At 68.9% G+C, this 16,270-nt stretch carries 19 protein-coding genes; 14 read left to right on the top strand and 5 right to left on the bottom strand.

All coding sequences use genetic code 11. From position 1 onward, the window contains the following. Positions 1-73: 73 nt before the first annotated feature. The 6 genes from ACFQVD_RS14330 to whiA all read left to right on the top strand — a co-directional run bounded on the left by ACFQVD_RS14330 (position 74) and on the right by whiA (position 6,074). Positions 74-526, top strand: coding sequence for a Rieske (2Fe-2S) protein (locus ACFQVD_RS14330; RefSeq protein WP_343969007.1), 453 nt, complete (start codon positions 74-76; stop codon positions 524-526). A 145-nt stretch (positions 527-671) separates the two neighbouring features. Beyond that, the gene (uvrC, locus tag ACFQVD_RS14325; protein ID WP_343969063.1) at positions 672-2,618 is read left to right on the top strand and encodes an excinuclease ABC subunit UvrC; all 1,947 of its coding nucleotides are present in this window, start codon (positions 672-674) and stop codon (positions 2,616-2,618) included. Beyond that, complete coding sequence (gene rapZ / locus ACFQVD_RS14320) at positions 2,615-3,487, top strand: RNase adapter RapZ (protein WP_343969009.1); 873 nt, start codon at positions 2,615-2,617, stop codon at positions 3,485-3,487. Before uvrC ends, rapZ begins: the two co-directional genes overlap by 4 nt. A gap of 102 nt (positions 3,488-3,589) precedes the next feature. Further along, entirely contained in the window at positions 3,590-4,069 is a 480-nt protein-coding gene (locus ACFQVD_RS14315) for an RRXRR domain-containing protein (protein ID WP_343969011.1), read from the top strand. Then, a complete protein-coding gene (locus ACFQVD_RS14310) occupies positions 4,065-5,000 on the top strand; it encodes a gluconeogenesis factor YvcK family protein (RefSeq protein WP_343969065.1) in 936 nt (311 codons plus the stop codon). The genes ACFQVD_RS14315 and ACFQVD_RS14310 overlap by 5 nt, the downstream gene beginning before the upstream one ends. Before the next feature lie 93 nt (positions 5,001-5,093). Next, positions 5,094-6,074 carry a DNA-binding protein WhiA gene (whiA, locus tag ACFQVD_RS14305; protein WP_030905033.1) on the top strand — a complete coding sequence of 327 codons (981 nt, stop codon included), beginning with the start codon at positions 5,094-5,096 and terminating at the stop codon, positions 6,072-6,074. A gap of 86 nt (positions 6,075-6,160) precedes the next feature. Here whiA and ACFQVD_RS14300 read toward each other — a convergent pair whose 3' ends face one another. Then, complete coding sequence (locus tag ACFQVD_RS14300) at positions 6,161-6,667, bottom strand: hypothetical protein (RefSeq protein ID WP_343969014.1); 507 nt, start codon at positions 6,665-6,667, stop codon at positions 6,161-6,163. 216 nt (positions 6,668-6,883) lie between these two features. Between ACFQVD_RS14300 and gap the strand changes: the two genes are divergently transcribed. From gap to ACFQVD_RS14275, 5 genes are all read left to right on the top strand, one after another. Continuing rightward, on the top strand, positions 6,884-7,888 hold the full coding sequence (gene gap, locus ACFQVD_RS14295) for a type I glyceraldehyde-3-phosphate dehydrogenase (protein ID WP_030905029.1): 1,005 nt from the start codon (positions 6,884-6,886) through the stop codon (positions 7,886-7,888). Beyond that, entirely contained in the window at positions 7,888-9,075 is a 1,188-nt protein-coding gene (locus tag ACFQVD_RS14290; protein WP_343969016.1) for a phosphoglycerate kinase, read from the top strand. The genes gap and ACFQVD_RS14290 overlap by 1 nt, the downstream gene beginning before the upstream one ends. A 7-nt stretch (positions 9,076-9,082) precedes the next feature. Further along, entirely contained in the window at positions 9,083-9,868 is a 786-nt protein-coding gene (gene tpiA / locus ACFQVD_RS14285) for a triose-phosphate isomerase (RefSeq protein WP_343969018.1), read from the top strand. Between the two features lie 132 nt (positions 9,869-10,000). After that, positions 10,001-10,231 carry a preprotein translocase subunit SecG gene (gene secG, locus ACFQVD_RS14280; RefSeq protein WP_030905020.1) on the top strand — a complete coding sequence of 77 codons (231 nt, stop codon included), beginning with the start codon at positions 10,001-10,003 and terminating at the stop codon, positions 10,229-10,231. 77 nt (positions 10,232-10,308) lie between these two features. Next, positions 10,309-10,656: an RNA polymerase-binding protein RbpA gene (locus ACFQVD_RS14275; protein WP_012892502.1), complete on the top strand. Its 348-nt coding sequence runs from the start codon at positions 10,309-10,311 to the stop codon at positions 10,654-10,656. A gap of 150 nt (positions 10,657-10,806) precedes the next feature. Here ACFQVD_RS14275 and dhaL read toward each other — a convergent pair whose 3' ends face one another. Together dhaL and ACFQVD_RS14265 are read right to left on the bottom strand one after the other, a co-directional pair. Continuing rightward, the gene (dhaL, locus tag ACFQVD_RS14270; protein ID WP_343969031.1) at positions 10,807-11,424 is read right to left on the bottom strand and encodes a dihydroxyacetone kinase subunit DhaL; all 618 of its coding nucleotides are present in this window, start codon (positions 11,422-11,424) and stop codon (positions 10,807-10,809) included. Positions 11,425-11,564: 140 nt separating this feature from the next. After that, a complete protein-coding gene (locus ACFQVD_RS14265) occupies positions 11,565-12,563 on the bottom strand; it encodes a dihydroxyacetone kinase subunit DhaK (protein ID WP_343969033.1) in 999 nt (332 codons plus the stop codon). Between the two features lie 171 nt (positions 12,564-12,734). Here ACFQVD_RS14265 and ACFQVD_RS14260 point away from each other — a divergent pair, with 171 nt between their 5' ends. Both ACFQVD_RS14260 and ACFQVD_RS14255 read left to right on the top strand, forming a co-directional pair. Beyond that, a complete protein-coding gene (locus tag ACFQVD_RS14260; RefSeq protein ID WP_343969035.1) occupies positions 12,735-13,616 on the top strand; it encodes a hypothetical protein in 882 nt (293 codons plus the stop codon). A 346-nt stretch (positions 13,617-13,962) separates the two neighbouring features. Further along, complete coding sequence (locus ACFQVD_RS14255; RefSeq protein WP_343969037.1) at positions 13,963-14,205, top strand: DUF6343 family protein; 243 nt, start codon at positions 13,963-13,965, stop codon at positions 14,203-14,205. An 88-nt stretch (positions 14,206-14,293) separates the two neighbouring features. Here ACFQVD_RS14255 and ACFQVD_RS14250 read toward each other — a convergent pair whose 3' ends face one another. Then, entirely contained in the window at positions 14,294-14,431 is a 138-nt protein-coding gene (locus ACFQVD_RS14250) for a hypothetical protein (protein WP_343969039.1), read from the bottom strand. Positions 14,432-14,452: 21 nt separating this feature from the next. Here ACFQVD_RS14250 and ACFQVD_RS14245 point away from each other — a divergent pair, with 21 nt between their 5' ends. Next, complete coding sequence (locus ACFQVD_RS14245; RefSeq protein ID WP_343969041.1) at positions 14,453-14,923, top strand: hypothetical protein; 471 nt, start codon at positions 14,453-14,455, stop codon at positions 14,921-14,923. Positions 14,924-15,188: 265 nt separating this feature from the next. Here ACFQVD_RS14245 and ACFQVD_RS14240 read toward each other — a convergent pair whose 3' ends face one another. Further along, positions 15,189-15,710, bottom strand: coding sequence for an SPW repeat protein (locus tag ACFQVD_RS14240; RefSeq protein WP_343969043.1), 522 nt, complete (start codon positions 15,708-15,710; stop codon positions 15,189-15,191). Positions 15,711-16,270 lie beyond the last annotated feature (560 nt).

The following is a 16,270-nucleotide window of genomic DNA, read 5'->3' as shown; positions in this document are numbered from 1 at the left end:
CACGGCGTACGGCATGCTGAACCGTCATCGGGGTGCCAGCCGTACCTGAAGATGATGATCCTGGAGGAGATACATGACTGAGACGACACGTCGCACGGTGATACTGGGTGCCGGAGGGGCCGGGGTGGCCGCGGTACTGACCGCGTGCGGTAGCTCGGAAGAGCCCGCGACGAGCGGTGGCGACACCTCGTCGACCGCGTCCTCGCAGGCGCCGGAGGCCGGCGCGGGCGACTCCGGGGCGAACGTTCTGGCCAAGACCGCGGACATCCCCGAGGGGGGCGGCAAGGTCTTCAAGGACCAGAAGATTGTGATCACCCAGCCGACCGCGGGCCAGTTCAAGGCGTTCAGCTCCGTCTGCACCCACCAGGGATGCGACGTGGACAAGGTCGCGGACGGCACCATCGACTGCCCGTGCCACAGCAGCAAGTTCAAGATCGCTGATGGTTCCGTGGCGGACGGCCCGGCCTCGAAGCCACTGGAGGAGAAGGCGATCAAGGTGGACGGCGACTCCATCAGCCTCGCCTGAATCCGGTCATGCCCCCGCCGCCGGAAGAACTCGCCCCGGCGGCGGGGGCGCGGTCACCGATTCTCCGGGCGCGGAGGCCGTGCCGGGAAAAGCGGTAAGGAAACCTGTCGGTCCGGGCCGATAGGCTTTCCGTGTGGCGAGATCTGTGGGTGGTCCGGCGAGTTTCCGGCCGAAGCCGGGGTCGATCCCCGAGTCCCCCGGCGTCTACCGGTTCAAGGACGCCGGAGGCCGGGTCGTCTACGTCGGCAAGGCCAAGAGCCTGCGTCAGCGGCTCAACTCCTACTTCGCGGACTTCGCGAGCCTGCATCCGCGCACCCAGACCATGCTCACGACCGCCGTGGACGTCGACTGGACCGTCGTCGGCACCGAGGTCGAGGCGCTCCAGCTCGAATACTCCTGGATCAAGGAGTACGACCCGCGGTTCAACGTCAAATACCGCGACGACAAGTCCTATCCCTACCTCGCGGTCTCCATGGGAGAGGAGTTTCCCCGGGTCCAGGTGCTACGCGGGGCCAAGCGCAAGGGCATCCGCTACTTCGGCCCCTACTCCCACGCCTGGGCGATCAGGGAGACCGTCGACCTGCTGCTCCGGGTGTTCCCGATCAGGAGCTGCTCGACGGGGGTGTTCCGGCGGGCCGCGCAGGTCGGGCGCCCCTGCCTGCTGGGTTATATCGACAAGTGCTCCGCCCCCTGCGTCGGCCGGGTCACCGCCGAGGAGCACCGGAAGCTGGCCGATGACTTCTGCGAGTTCATGGCCGGCAACACCGGCCGGTTCGTCAAGCGGCTGGAGCGCGAGATGCGCGAGGCCGCCGCCGCGCAGGAGTACGAGCGGGCGGCCAGGCTGCGTGACGACATCGGAGCCCTGCAGCGGGCGATGGAGAAGCAGGCGGTGGTCCTGGGCGACAACACCGACTGCGACGTGATCGCCCTGGCGGAGGATCCGCTGGAGGCCGCCGTCCAGGTCTTCTACGTCCGTGACGGGCGGATCAGGGGCCAGCGCGGCTGGGTGGTGGACAAGGTCGAGGAGGCCACGCCCGGCGAGCTGGTCGAGCAGTTCCTGCTGCAGATGTACGGTGACGCGGCCGCCGAGGCGCTGCCCAGGGAGGTGCTGGTCCCCGTCCTGCCACCCGACACGGAGGCGGTCTCCGAGCTGCTCGGCGAGCAGCGCGGGGCCAGGGTGGAGATCAGGGTTCCGCAGCGGGGTGACAAGAGGTCGCTGATGGAGACCGTCGAGCGCAACGCCGTGGAGTCCCTGAAACAGCACAAGCTCAGGCGGGCCAGCGACCTGACCGCACGGAGCAGGGCGCTGCAGGAGGTCGCCGACGCCCTCGGCCTGGACCAGGTGCCGCTCCGCATCGAGTGCTACGACGTCTCCCACATGCAGGGCACCGACGTGGTGGCCTCCATGGTGGTGTTCGAGGACGGCCTGGCCCGCAAGAGCGAGTACCGCAGGTTCTCGGTGCGCTCCACCGAGGGCGACGTCGCCTCCATCTACGAGGTGATCTCCCGCCGCTTCAAGCGCTACCTGGAGGAACGCTCGGCCACCGGGGACCTCGACGCCGACGCCATGGCAGAGCCGGGCGAGGGGCCGGGCGAGGGGCTGCGGACGCCGGGCATCGACCCGGAGACCGGCAAGCCGCGCAAGTTCGCCTACCCGCCCAACCTGGTCGTCGTCGACGGCGGTCCCGCGCAGGCCGCGGCGGCCCGCAGGGCGCTCGACGAACTGGGCGTCGACGACGTGGCGGTGTGCGGCCTGGCCAAACGGCTGGAGGAGGTCTGGCTGCCCGGTGAGGACCTGCCGGTGATCCTCGCCCGCTCCAGCGAGGCCCTTTACCTTCTTCAGCGAGTGCGCGACGAGGCTCACCGCTTCGCCATCACCTACCATCGATCCAAGCGGTCGAAGAGCGTCAAGGAAAGCGCTCTGGACGAGGTTCCCGGACTCGGCCCGGCCCGCAGGCAGGCGTTGATCAAGCATTTCGGATCGGTGAGACGGCTGCGGGAGGCGACCGCGGCGCAGATCTGCGAGGTTCCCGGGATCGGCCCCTCGACGGCCGAGACGATCGTGTCGGTCTTGAAGGGGCAGAACCCATGAGCGAAAGAGAGTCCGCGTTCGTCCTCGTCACCGGAATGTCGGGGGCGGGGCGGAGCACCGCCGCCAAGGCTCTGGAGGATCTGGGGTGGTTCGTCATCGACAACCTGCCGCCGGGGCTGCTGTTCGCCATGGCCGAGGAGGCGGGGCGGGCCAAGCTGGCCGCCGACAAGGTGGCCGCGGTGGTCGACGTACGCAGCCTGGCCTTCACCAGCGACCTCAACAGTGCCATCGAGGAGCTGGAGGGGCGCGGCGTCGGCGTGCGCGTGGTGTTCCTTGAGGCCAGTGACGAGGAACTGGTCCGCAGGTTCGAGAACGTCCGCCGCCCGCACCCGCTGCAGAGCGACGGCCGGCTGGTCGACGGGATCGCCCGCGAGCGCGGCATCCTGCGTGAGGTCCGGGCCAACGCCGACCTGGTGATCGACACCTCCAACCTCAACGTCCACGAGCTCAGGGGGAAGATCGTCGCCTTCTTCGGCGGCGAGGACCGTCCGGGCCTGCGGGTCAACGTCGTCTCCTTCGGCTACAAGTACGGCCTGCCGGTGGACGCGGACATGGTCGTCGACTGCCGGTTCCTGCCCAACCCCCACTGGGTTCCCGAACTTCGCCCCATGAACGGTCTGGACACCCCCGTACGGGAGTACGTTCTCAACCAGGCGGGGGCGAAGGAACTCCTTGACGCCTACGACGAGGTGTTCGCCATCATCGCCTCCGGCTACACCCGCGAGGGCAAGAGCTACGCCACGCTCGCCGTCGGCTGCACCGGTGGCAAGCACCGCAGCGTCGCCATGGCCGAGCAGATCGGCGGCCGGCTGCGTGATCGGGGCGGCATGGAGGTGCAGGTGAGCCATCGGGATGTGGGCCGGGAGTGAGTCGACGACCCCCTCCTGAAGGAGGGGGCCTGAGGCGCCGTAAGGCGCTTTGAAGCCCCGCGTTGACCAGCCCGAGTCATCTGGTTAGGGAGGTGCATTCAGATGACTACGTTTCACGTAGGCCAGCAGACCGACCCCGTCGTGCTTCCTCAGCGGCGGGCTCTCGAATCCGAGTCAGCAGACAACCCCGAGGGTGGGGACGAAACGGGACGCGGGCACTGCCACCTGGCGGTAACCGGCGTGGAACATGGGCGAGGGGAGATCGGATCGGAGGGCACCCGCCCGATCCGGCGTCACGCCGAGGGCGCTTCGGTGTCCGAGGGAGAGAACCGTGAGGTTCACCCGGTCGTGTTCGTCCTGGACGTCCGCGGCCACCCGCTCGACCCGTGCCACCCCGCCCGCGCCCGCCGCCTGCTGACGGCAGGCCGGGCCGTGGTTCACCGGCACACCGCGTTCGTCATCCGGCTGTGCCTGCTTCAACGAGCCGACGGCTACGGCTGCACCACCCATCCCGAAGTGCGGCGCCGTGCCGCGTTTCCTCCCCCGCCTGAAGGCAGGAGTATCCACGCTGGAGGTAATTGATGAAGGTCTCAAGGTCGTCGCGCTGGGTGGAGGACACGGGCTGTACGCCTCGCTGTCGGCACTGCGGAGGGTCACCTCCCGGCTGACGGCGGTGGTCACCGTGGCCGACGACGGAGGCTCCAGCGGCCGCCTCCGTCGCGAGTTCGGCGTGCTGCCCCCGGGAGACCTGAGGATGGCGCTGGCCGCCCTGTGCGGTGACGACGAGTGGGGCCACACCTGGAGTGAGGTCGTCCAGCATCGCTTCCGCAGCGATGGTGACCTGGACGGCCACGCGATCGGCAACCTGCTGATCGTGGCGCTCTGGGAGCGCCTGGGCGACACGGTCGCCGGGCTCGACTGGCTCGGGCGGCTGCTCGGCGCGCACGGGCGGGTGCTGCCGATGTCCTCGGTGCCGCTCGACATCGCCGCCGAGGTGGAACTGGACGGCCTGGTGAGCACGGTGCGCGGCCAGGTGGCCTGCGCGCTCACCCCGGGCAGGGTCCGGGCCATCTCGCTGGTCCCCGAGGACCCGCCGGCGTGCCCCGAGGCCGTCGAGGCGGTCCTCGACGCCGACTGGGTGGTGTTCGGCCCCGGCTCCTGGTTCACCAGCGTGCTGCCGCACCTGAAGGTGCCCGAGCTGGCCGAGGCGTTGCACACCACCCGCGCGCGGCGCCTGGTCGCGCTGAACCTCGCTCCCCAGACGGGGGAGACCGACGGTTTCTCCCCCCAGAAGCACCTGGAGGTGCTGCGCCAGCACGCGCCCTCCCTGGAGGTGGACGTGGTCGTCGCGGACACCGGCGTGACCGACGACGGTGAGGAGCTGGAGAAGGCCGTGGCCGGCCTGGGCGGGCGGCTGGTCCTGGCCTCCGTGGCGGATGAGGACGGCTCGCCGCGACACGATGCACAACGTCTTGCCTCCGTCCTGGACGAGATTTTCCGTGCGAAGCGTTGATCCTGGTCAGCGGTGCCCAGGAGTGCGAGAAACTGCTGTGAGCCCGATTCATCTCGGGCCGCATGGGGTCTGTATGGGGGAGGACGAACGCGCATGGCGATGACAGGTGTGGTCAAGGACGAGCTGAGCAGGCTGACGGTCCTGAAGCCTTGCTGCCGTAAGGCCGAGGTGTCGACGCTGCTGCGGTTCGCGAGCGGGTTGCACCTGGTGAGCGGCCGGATCGTGATCGAGGCCGAGTTGGACACCAATGTCACCGCCCGGCGGCTTATCAAAGACATCGGTGAAGTCTTCGGGCACAAGGCGGAGGTGCTCGTGCTGGCCCCGGCGGGGTTGCGCAAGGGATCGCGCTACCTCGTGCGGGTCTACCGCGACGGGGAGGCGCTGGCCCGCCAGACCGGCCTGATCGACAACCACGGGCGCCCGGTCCGTGGCCTGCCCCGCCAGGTCGTCGCCGGGGCGGCCTGCGATGCCGAGGCGGCCTGGCGGGGGGCGTTCCTGGCGCACGGCTCGCTCACCGAGCCCGGGCGCTCGATGTCGCTGGAGGTCACCTGCCCGGGGCCCGAGGCGGCGCTCGCGCTGGTCGGGTCGGCGCGGCGGCTGAAGATCCATGCCAAGGCCCGCGAGGTGCGCGGCGTCGACCGGGTGGTGGTCCGTGACGGCGACGCCATCGGCGCGCTGCTGACCAGGTTGGGCGCCCACGACAGCGTGCTGGCCTGGGAGGAGCGGCGGATGCGCCGCGAGGTCCGGGCGACGGCCAACCGGCTGGCCAACTTCGACGACGCCAACCTGCGCCGTTCGGCCCGCGCCGCGGTCGCCGCCGGAGCCAGGGTCCAGCGGGCGCTGGAGATCCTCGGGGAGGAGGCTCCGGAGCACCTGGTGATCGCCGGCCGCCTGCGGGTGGAGCACAAGCAGGCCTCCCTGGAGGAGCTGGGCCAGCTGGCCGACCCGCCCCTGACCAAGGACGCCATCGCCGGTCGCATCCGCCGGCTGCTGGCCATGGCCGACAAGCGCGCTCAGGACATCGGCATCCCCAACACCGAGGCCAATCTCACCGTCGACATGCTGGCCCCCTGACGCGCTCCCCGACCTGGCAGGGCGGCGCCGCGTTCCCGGTGACCGCACCGGGAACGCGGCGCCGACACGCGCCGTTCAAGGCCCGCTCAGGGCTGCTTCCTGGGAGCGAAGTAGTCCACGTGGTCGGCCTCGCCCGGCTGCGGGACGGACGAGGCGGCGTGGGCTTCGCGGGCGGCCTTGACTCTTCTGCTCACGAAGCCGAAGCCCGCGTAGGCGGCGATCGCCCAGAACAGCAGTGACTTGGGATCGCGCCTGAGATCCTCGGGGAAGGTGTTGAGGACCTGGGTCAGCGCCGAGCCGTAGTCGTCGCCGGAGGCTCGTACCCAGACGATCACGTATCCGGCGACCTGGCCGAGCGCGGCGCCGATCAGGGAGAAGAGGGCGGCCAGCGGCGGCAGCACAGGGCTCGTCGGCCTGACCGCCATCATGGCGAGGCCGACGAGGAGACCGACGCCGATGGCGGCGAAGCCGATCTCATACCCGCTGAAGCCGATGAGCGCGCCGTAGGCCGCGGCACCGACCAGGGTGGCGCCGAGGCCGGTAAAAATACCTGGTAGAAGCCCGTTTGCCAGATGTGGATCGTTATCTGTCACAACAGCTCCTCATGGGGTCTAAGGGTTTTCCGGTGATGAGTCGGGCACTCTACTTGAATGGTGCGATACCTGTTCATGGGTTAAGGAATAACGGACCTCCCCCCTCCAGTGGTCTACACCAATTTAGGTCCGATAAGGTTCGTGGTTGAGGTTTCAGCCAGCCCCAAGTCGCCGGTCCTCATGACCGGCGCACCGACGTACGAGGAGATCGGCACCGTGACCATCCGCGTAGGCGTCAATGGATTCGGCCGCATCGGCCGCAACTTCTGGCGCGCGGTCGCTGCCAGCGGCAAGGACATCGAGATCGTGGCGGTCAACGACCTGACCGACAACGCCACGCTCGCCCACCTGCTGAAGTACGACAGCATTCTCGGCCGCCTGCCGTACGAGGTGAAGAGCACCGCCGACGAGATCATCGTGGACGGCAAGGCCATCAAGGCCTTCGCCGAGCGCGACCCCGCCAAGCTGCCCTGGGGTGACCTGGGCGTGGACGTCGTGGTGGAGTCGACCGGCTTCTTCACCGATGCGAACAAGGCCCGAGTGCACGCCGAGAACGGTGCCAAGAAGGTCATCATCTCGGCCCCGGCCAAGAACGAGGACGTCACCGTCGTGATGGGCGTCAACCACGACAAGTACGACCCGGCCAAGCACACGGTCATCTCCAACGCCTCCTGCACCACCAACTGCCTGGCGCCGATGGCCAAGGTCATCAACGACACCTTCGGTATCGAGAAGGGTCTGATGACCACCATCCACGCCTACACGCAGGACCAGAACCTGCAGGACGCCCCGCACAGCGACCTGCGCCGCGCCCGCGCCGCCGCGATCAACATCGTGCCGACCTCGACCGGCGCGGCCAAGGCCATCGGCCTGGTGCTGCCCGAGCTCAAGGGCAAGCTCGACGGCTACGCGCTGCGGGTGCCGATCCCCACCGGCTCGGCCACCGACCTCACCGTCGAGGTCGGCCGCGAGACCACGGTCGAGGAGGTCAACGCCGCGCTCAAGGCCGCGGCCGAGGGCGAGCTCAAGGGCTACCTCACCTACACCGAGGACCCGATCGTCTCCTCCGACATCGTCACCGACCCCTCGTCCTGCATCTTCGACTCCGCCCTCACCAAGGTGATCGGCAACCAGGTCAAGGTCGTCGGCTGGTACGACAACGAGTGGGGCTACTCCAACCGTCTCGCCGACCTCATCGAGCTGGTCGGCGCCGACCTCTGATGAAGGACATCTCCGAGTTCGACGTGGACGGTCGGCGCGTCCTGGTACGCGCCGACCTCAACGTCCCCCTGGAGGGGGACGTCATCACCGACGACGGCCGCATCCGTGCCTCGGTGCCGACGATCGAGGAACTCGCCCGCAGGGGCGCCCGCGTGATCGTCGTCGCGCACCTGGGGCGCCCCAAGGGCAAGCCGAACCCGGACTACTCCCTGGCCCCCGTCGCCAAGCGGCTGGGCGAGCTCCTGGGCGCGGACGTCGCCTTCGCGACCGACGTGGTCGGGAAGTCGGCGCAGGAGGTCGTGGAGGCGCTTCAGGACGGTCAGGTGGCCCTGCTGGAGAACCTGCGCTTCGAGCCCGGCGAGGAGTCCAAGGACGACGCCGAGCGGGCCGAGTTCGCGGCCAGGCTGGCCGCCCTCGCCGACCTCTACGTGGGCGACGGCTTCGGCGCGGTGCACCGCAAGCACGCCAGCGTCTACGACGTGCCCGCCCTGCTGCCGCACGCCGCGGGCCGGCTGGTCCTGGCCGAGGTCGAGGTGCTCAAAAGGCTGACCGAGACCACCGAACGGCCGTACGCCGTGGTGCTGGGCGGTGCGAAGGTCTCCGACAAGCTCGGGGTCATCGGCAACCTGCTCACCAAGGTCGACAGGCTCCTCATCGGCGGCGGCATGGCCTACACCTTCCTGAAGGCACAGGGGTACGAGGTGGGCCGGTCGCTGCTCCAGGAGGACCAGCTCGACCAGGTGCGGGGCTTCCTGAACGAGGCGGCCAAGCGCGGCGTGCAGCTCGTCCTGCCGGTCGACGTGCTGGCGGCCACCGAGTTCGCCGAGGACGCCGAGTACGAGGTGGTCGACGCCACCGCGATCCCGGCCGACCGCCAGGGCCTCGACATCGGCCCGCGCACCCGCGAGCTTTTCGCGAGCAAGCTGGCCGACGCCAGGACCGTGTTCTGGAACGGCCCGATGGGCGTCTTCGAGTTCGAGGCGTTCTCCGGCGGAACCCGCGCGGTCGCCGAGGCGTTGATCGGTTCGGAGGCCTTCACGGTCGTCGGCGGGGGAGACTCGGCCGCCGCCGTGCGCAGGCTCGGCCTGCCCGAGGACGGGTTCTCGCACATCTCCACCGGTGGCGGGGCCAGCCTGGAATACCTGGAGGGCAAGACCCTCCCCGGACTCGTGGCGCTGGAGAGGTAGAGGTCAGATGAGCACCGCTCGCAAGCCGCTCATAGCCGGCAACTGGAAGATGAACCTCAACCACCTTGAGGCCATCGCCCACACCCAGAAGCTCGCCTTCGCGCTGGGCGACAAGGACTTCGATCGGGCCGACGTGGCCGTGCTGCCGCCCTTCACCGATCTGCGCAGCGTGCAGACCCTGGTGGACGGCGACAAGCTGCGGATCCTCTACGGTGCCCAGGACCTGTCGCAGCACGACGGCGGCGCCTACACCGGTGAGATCTCCGGGGCCATGCTCGCCAAACTCGGCTGCACCTTCGCCACGATCGGGCACTCCGAGCGCCGCCAGTACCACCACGAGGACGACGACGTCGTCAACGTCAAGGTGCAGGCGGCCTACCGGCACTCGCTCACCCCCATCCTGTGTGTGGGGGAGGGGCTGCCGGTGCGCCAGGCGGGCGGCCAGGTGGCCTACAGCGTCGCGCAGCTCGAAGGGGCGCTTCGCAAGGTCACCGCCGAGCAGGTCGCCTCAATCGTGCTCGCCTACGAGCCGGTTTGGGCGATCGGCACCGGCGAGGTGGCCACCCCCGACGACGCGCAGGAGGTCTGCGGGGCCCTCCGGGAGCGACTCGCCGAACTGTACGACGCCGATGTGGCCGCGGGTGTCCGTATCCTTTACGGTGGGTCGGTCAAGTCTGACAACATCGCGGGCATCATGGCACAGCCCGATGTCGACGGTGCCCTGGTCGGCGGCGCGAGCCTCGATGCCGGGGAATTCGTCAAAATTTGCCGTCTTGGCGAATTGTCGAGTTGACTGGTCCATTTGGGGGGTGTGATTTGACAGCACGTCATACCCTCTTAGAGCAGGTTTGAATCGTCACGCCTCTGGCGTACACAAGGGTCGTGCCCGGACGCGGGACACGCGCACATAGGGAACAGGTCAACGGTGACAATCGGAATCTCCATCGCCCTCATCCTGTCGAGCTTGCTGATGATGCTGCTCGTCCTGCTCCACAAGGGCAAGGGCGGTGGTCTCTCGGATCTGTTCGGTGGCGGTTTCTCGTCGTCGTTCGGAGGCTCCTCCGTGGTGGAGCGTAACCTTGACAGGCTCACCGTCATCACCGGTGTGGTCTGGTTCGTCTGCATCATCGCGCTGGGCCTGCTCCTGAGGCCCTGACCTGGCTTTGACAGGCGTGACAGTGGTTCAGTCCCCGCATCCCCAAGCGGCGGGGCCATCGAGCAAGGAGTTCATCCGTGGGTAGTGGCAACGCGATCCGTGGCAGCCGTGTCGGTGCCGGCCCGATGGGGGAGGCGGAGCGTGGCGAGGCGGCCCCCCGTGTGCGGGTCCCTTTCTGGTGCGCGAACATGCATGAGACGCGCCCCAGTTTCGCCAGCGACGCGGCCGTTCCCGAGTTCTGGGACTGCCCCCGGTGTGGTCTCCCCGCAGGTCAGGACGAGGCCAACCCGCCCGCGCCGCCGCGTAACGAGCCTTACAAGACGCACCTCGCGTATGTGAAGGAGCGCCGCAGCGACAAGGACGGCGCGCAGATCCTGGCCGAGGCCCTGGAGCGGCTGCGCTCCTCCTCGCGCCCGATCTACTAGCCGGACCCCTTGCGCGTGGTCCGCCGGTGAGCACGCCGAAGACCCCCGTGGGATCGCCCACGGGGGTCTTTCGCGTCTTCCGGGCCAGGTCGAGGCGCCTTTCGTCCACCGGCACGGGGGCCACTGAGCCCCCTCCGCGCCGGTCGCGGGTCAGCCCGCGGACTCGAAGAACAGGGCGACCGCGACGGCCCCGGGGTCGGGCGCTCCCAGGGCGGCCTCGCCGACATAGCTGGCCCGGCCCCGGCGGGCGATGATCGAGGAGGTGGAGTCGGCTCCGGCGCGGGCCGCCTCCGCCGCCAGTCGCAGAGCCCGCGCGGCGGGGACGTCGTCCTCCACGGCCTCGGCCAGGGCGTCGGCCGCCGGGGCCATGGCGTCGACCATCGTCCGGTCGCCCACCGAGGCGGAGCCCAGCCTGCGGACCGTGGCCACCCCGTTCCTGGCGGCGTCGGCGAGCAGGGCCGTGCTGAAGGCGGGACTGCCCTCCCCGGCCAGCGCGAACTCGCGGAACCACATGCCGAACAGCGGCCCGCTGGTGCCGCCGGAGTGTTCGAGGAAGGCCGTCGAGAGGCTGGAGAACGGCGCCCCGGCGTCGGCGGGTGCGGGCGAGAACTTCGCCTTGGCCCTGCTGAGCGCGGTGACCATGTTGGTGCCGAAGTCGCCGTCACCGCTGCGGCGGTCCAGCTCGGTCAACTCCTGGACCTGATCGTCGATCCGGGTGATGAACCGCTCGACCCACGACAGTACGGCCTGGGGTTCGAGGTCGTTCATGGATTTCTCCTTCGAGTACCGGGACGGGACGCGGGGCCGGTCGATCCGGTCTTACCCGGTGGCTGACCCGTGACGATGCTCATACGCGGAGAACCGGGCCGGTCGGGTGACCGTCGCCGATCGCCGGAGCCGTGGGCGGGTCACCAGGTGAGGGCGGCGGTGCGCACCGGGTCGTCCCACAGGCCGACGAGCTCCTCGTCCGCGCGGATCAGGGTGACCGAGCAGCCCGCCATGTCCAGGGCGGTGACATAGGAGCCCACCAGCTGCCGGGCGACCGTCACACCTCGCGCGTCAAGGAGCCGGGTCACCTGCCGGTAGGCCGCGAGCAGCTCCAGCTGGTGGGTGGAGCCGAGGCCGTTGACGATCACGAAGACCGCGTCGCCCCTGTTCAGCCCGAGGTCGTCGGCGACCGGCCCGGTCAGCGCGGCCACCAGCTCGTCGGCGGGGGCGACGGGGATCTTCCGGACTCCCCGCTCGCCGTGGATGCCGACGCCGAACTCGACCTGGCCCACTTCCAGGTCGAACGAGGGTACGGACTGGCCGGGGTGGGTGCAGGCCCGCAGGGCCAGGGACATGGTCCGGGCGTTGCCCGCGACACGGCGGCCGAGTGCGGCCACCGTGGACAGGTCGGCGCCCCGCTCGGCGGCGGCGCCGCAGATCTTCTCGACGGCGACGACGGCGGCGGTGCCCCGCCGCCCGGGGCCGCCCTCGACGGAGGTGTCGGTGGCCAGGTCGTCGTCGACGAGCACGGTCTCGATCCGGATGGCGCCGGAGATCTCGGCGGCGATGGTGAAGTTCAGCACGTCGCCGGTGTAGTTCTTGACCACGTGGACGACCCCTCGGCCGTCGTCGACCGCCTCGGTGGCCGCCTGGATCTGGATCGCGGTGGGGCTGGCGAAGACCGCTCCCGGCACCGCGGCGTCCAGCATGCCGTACCCCACGAAACCGGTGTGCAGGGGCTCGTGCCCGGAGCCGCCGCCGGACAGCACGCCGACCTTGTACGGCCGCCGGTCATCGGCCCTGATGACGAAGCTGGGGTCGCGGTTCCACCGCAGTCGCCCCCTCTGGCTGAGCTCCAGCCCTTCGAGCGCCTCGCCGACGAGCTCCTGCGGGTCGTTGACCAGCTGATGTGCGGCCACCTGGCCCCTCCTTGCCTCGCGAACGCTCTGTTCCTACCCGGTTTCAGACCCCTGACGTCCCCGGAGATCAGTCTCTGCTGTCCGCCTTGTCCAGCCTGGTGCGTACCCGAGCCCCGAAGCATGTGATCGGCCAGGTATGTTTTGTCGGTGGGTTTCAGTACCTTCGCCAGCATGTTCCGGCAAAACTATGAGGTGTACCCACGCCACGTGCTCTGCGTGCTCGGCTCGGGTCTGGATTTCGACGTGGTGGAGAAGGTCGTCGCGGAGGTCGGGGGGCCTGGCTTCAGCGTCGATCTGGAGCACTTTCAGCAGGCTCACGATCCGCGGATGCCTCGGTCGTTTGACGCCTCCCTGGCGAACGTCTCCTTCACCGAATCCGACTGGGGGGCGGTGGAGACACACGATTCGGTGGTGTACGTGCTGTCGCCGCCGATGAGGCAGAACAACGCGTTCGATCTCCATCGAAGAGTGATGGTCGGTCATGGTGACGGGGTTTTCGAGGAGGTGTGGGACAGAACGTTCGACGTCTCGCGGCGGATGCTGGCGGTGACGGCCGCGCTGTTGCGCTCCGGCGCCACGGCCGCGAAGGGCGAGAGCAGCGGTCTCGCGCACGGCCGGGAGCGGTGGCTCACCCTGGCCGATCGGGCGGCCGAGGCTAGGGATCGGGAAATGCTGGCCGTGATCCTCTTCCACGCCTGGGTCAAACGGCCGCTTTTGGATGGCAGCCTGTTGAAGAGCTGCGGCATGCATCTGCTGGGCGCACCCGATGTGCAGATCGACATCGGGTCGCCCGCGGGGAAACCGCTGCCCGCGACGCTGGTCGGCGAAGTCGTGGATCTGATCGACGAGGTGGCGCTCTACCTGCTGACCGAGCGGCGGGCGCGGGAGATGAGCGACGGCGAGGGTTACCGATCCACCCCCGACGGCCCGCGATGGATCATGGAAAGACACCCGTGCCTTGGCTACGAGGAAGACAGCTTCTTCTTCAACCCGTACGGATACTGGCGCTTCACCCCCGATGAGCCCTCCACGTCGACCCCCGCCGAACCGTGAGCCGTCTTCGGCGCGACGTCTGTACCCGGCCCCTTTTAGAGCGCTCCTGGCGGTCTCTGCCGGTCGCCGGGCTCGCCGGGGCCCGTGAACGGTCGAGGATCGCCTCGTAGGGGCGACGGAGACCCAAGGTAAACGCACATGTCGGTGGCCTGGTTGCCGAGGGAATCCGGTGCTGTTTTGCAGTGGACCTCCGGTAGTGCGGGAAACCTTGGAGGTCTGCTGAAAAATCGGGGTGAAGACCATGATGCCGCGGGTTATCCGGGATGTCCTGGGTAAGGGCTGGGAGATGCCCCCTTGCGCAGGTATGGGCAGGTGGGGAGATCGATATTGCCCCGGAGGTGGTCTCATGAAGGAGCAGCCGGGAACGCATGACCATCCGAAGAGCGCGCTGAACCTGCGGCTCGCTCTGGCGATCTTCGGCCTGGTGGTCTGTACGGTTCTGGCGGTCTTCGCGGCACAGGGTGGGTTCACACCGCTTACCGTGGCCTTTGCCGTACTGGCGGCCATCGCCGTCGTGGACATCGTGGTGGTCGGGGGCCGGATCGTACGGAGACGCCGGCGCGGTGAGCGGCACACCCTCTTCGAGTAGGTCATCCGTCCTGGCCGCGCTCGGCCGCGTCAGCGGGGTCCGTCAGCCGGAGACGGACTGAACGGCGCCCCAGACGCAACGGGGGCGGTCAGGTCAGGCGGCTGCCCGAACGGGTCGGCAGGGCGAAGGCGACGGCCTTGGCCGGTGCCTCGGCGGCGAAGGCCGTCGTGGCGTAGGCGCGGCAGTGTCCCCTCGGGTCCGCCGGGCCGCAGGAGGTTGGCCGCATGTGTGCACTCCGTTGCTGTCGGTGACTGTGTGCAGGCCGGCCGAAACCGGCGACGAGCACAGCGCGAAACAGGTCGAACGGCTTCTCGGCGAAGCCGAGCGAGCCTATGCCCAGGGAAGTACTGATCGTGATCCGGCCTGGATCGCCTGGTACGACGCTCCAGAGCTGACTGCCGAGATGGGTATGTGCTGGGAGTTGCTCGGAGAGCACCAGCGGGCGGCCGATTGCGCGGAACCGGCGGTGCGTGAGTTCGCGGGAAAGCGTCCCCACTCGGCGCAGCTCAACAGGGTGAACGCCGCAGATGCCTACCTCTCCATGGGGGAGGTGGAACAGGCGGTCGACTCGGCGAGGGTTGCGATTCCGATGGGCAGATCACTGACGTCCACCCGCTCAATCGAACGCGTCCGGAAGTTCTCCGAACGGCTGGAGCCGTACGACACCATCCAGGTCAGGGAGTTCCGGGCCTATCTGGATCGCGAGCTCGTCTCCTGACCCGCTGCCGGTTCGAAGACGACGGAAGCCCGGCCGGGGCCGGGCTCATGCTGGGTGCGGCGCTACCACCGCTGTCTCAGGCCGGACTGGGCCGCTGCCGTGGTGAGATCGTTCTCCTGGTGGAACGTGGCGGATATCGCTGGTGCTGAGCTGCGCACCCCTGACGCCCCTCGGAGGGGCGGCCGGAACGTGGGTGGCCTGAAGGCGGATGTCCCGTACAGCACCGGCGGGGCGGTCCTCCGCCGCCGCACCGATGCCACATCGACTATGGCCTGTTGGGGAAGTCCCGGTTGGGCATGTCCGGCCTGTTGGGTACATCCGACCTGTGCGGCATGTCTCCGCGGTGGGACATGTCTCCACGGTGGGACATGCCGGGCATTCTCTTGCTGCCCACCGCCACCGCTCCCAGTCCGAGCAGGAGGATGACGACGCCGGTGACGACGTTGTTCCAGATGTTCCCCACCGTTGCCGAGCTGGTGGCCCAGGGGGCCACGATGGTCCAGATCCCGATGATCGGCACGATCCAACTGATCCCGTACGTCCGGCCGTAGGCGGACGCGAATCCCACGGCCAGAGCGGCGAGCGCGAGGCCGGTGATGAGGTTGCTCACGGTGAGCCTGGACAGGCCGTTGAAGCCGACCACCCATGGGGAGATCGCCAGATACAGTCCCGCCAGGAGCACCAGTCCGTCGATGACCTGCGCCACCGAGCTGGATCCCGCCCGTTCGTACCTCGCCCGCATCTCCATGAGATCGGGGTGTTGCTCCAGGCTTGCGGGTCTCATCATGACCCAGCCCCCTTCCGATTCCACGCGAAATTCGTTTTCCTGCGAAAGCGAATTTATACCGGTATACCCGACATAAGCTCCAAACAGCCCAAAGAATGACAAACCTAGACAATGAAATCCTTTGGACACGGCACCCGAAGGCGGCCCTGTTTCGCCGCGGCATCGCGGCATGGCCCCCGTCCGCATCCGCCGCTCACCCGTCGGGCGCCGACCCCGCCTTCCTCAGCCCGACCCGTGTGCCGAATCGGTCGGGTTGCCGGTCAAGACCTCACGCAGGCGGGCTGCGAAGGCGGTAAGGAGCGCCGCCGTCTCCTCATCCGGCAGGCGCCCGAGGTCTCTGAGCGGACCGCCGTCGTTCGCGCAACGACGATCAACGCCGCCCTCGCCGCCGATGATCCGCGGGAGGTCGAGGAGGTCGCCGCAGCCCTGGAGGCGCTCGCTCGGCGGCTCGGTCCGGACATGCTCACCCGCATGCGCTCCCGTCGAACAACCTTCCCCCGGCCTCCGTCGACGCCCTGCCGAACGAGCTCGCGCAGGCCCGTCAGGGCTGACACCTCCGC

Source organism: Streptosporangium amethystogenes subsp. fukuiense (assembly GCF_042665875.1).
Lineage (GTDB): Bacteria > Actinomycetota > Actinomycetes > Streptosporangiales > Streptosporangiaceae > Streptosporangium > Streptosporangium fukuiense.
Note: the sequence above shows the minus strand (reverse complement) of the source record. Positions and strands in the feature narration are given on the sequence as shown.

Coding starts and splice junctions, on each gene's coding strand:
- ACFQVD_RS14330 (WP_343969007.1), top strand. CDS start 74: ATGACTGAGACGACACGTCGCACGGTGATACTGGGTGCCGGAGGGGCC.
- rapZ (WP_343969009.1), top strand. CDS start 2,615: ATGAGCGAAAGAGAGTCCGCGTTCGTCCTCGTCACCGGAATGTCGGGG.
- ACFQVD_RS14315 (WP_343969011.1), top strand. CDS start 3,590: ATGACTACGTTTCACGTAGGCCAGCAGACCGACCCCGTCGTGCTTCCT.
- whiA (WP_030905033.1), top strand. CDS start 5,094: ATGGCGATGACAGGTGTGGTCAAGGACGAGCTGAGCAGGCTGACGGTC.
- ACFQVD_RS14290 (WP_343969016.1), top strand. CDS start 7,888: ATGAAGGACATCTCCGAGTTCGACGTGGACGGTCGGCGCGTCCTGGTA.
- tpiA (WP_343969018.1), top strand. CDS start 9,083: ATGAGCACCGCTCGCAAGCCGCTCATAGCCGGCAACTGGAAGATGAAC.
- dhaL (WP_343969031.1), bottom strand. CDS start 11,424: ATGAACGACCTCGAACCCCAGGCCGTACTGTCGTGGGTCGAGCGGTTC.
- ACFQVD_RS14260 (WP_343969035.1), top strand. CDS start 12,735: ATGTTCCGGCAAAACTATGAGGTGTACCCACGCCACGTGCTCTGCGTG.
- ACFQVD_RS14255 (WP_343969037.1), top strand. CDS start 13,963: ATGAAGGAGCAGCCGGGAACGCATGACCATCCGAAGAGCGCGCTGAAC.
- ACFQVD_RS14250 (WP_343969039.1), bottom strand. CDS start 14,431: ATGCGGCCAACCTCCTGCGGCCCGGCGGACCCGAGGGGACACTGCCGC.
- ACFQVD_RS14240 (WP_343969043.1), bottom strand. CDS start 15,710: ATGATGAGACCCGCAAGCCTGGAGCAACACCCCGATCTCATGGAGATG.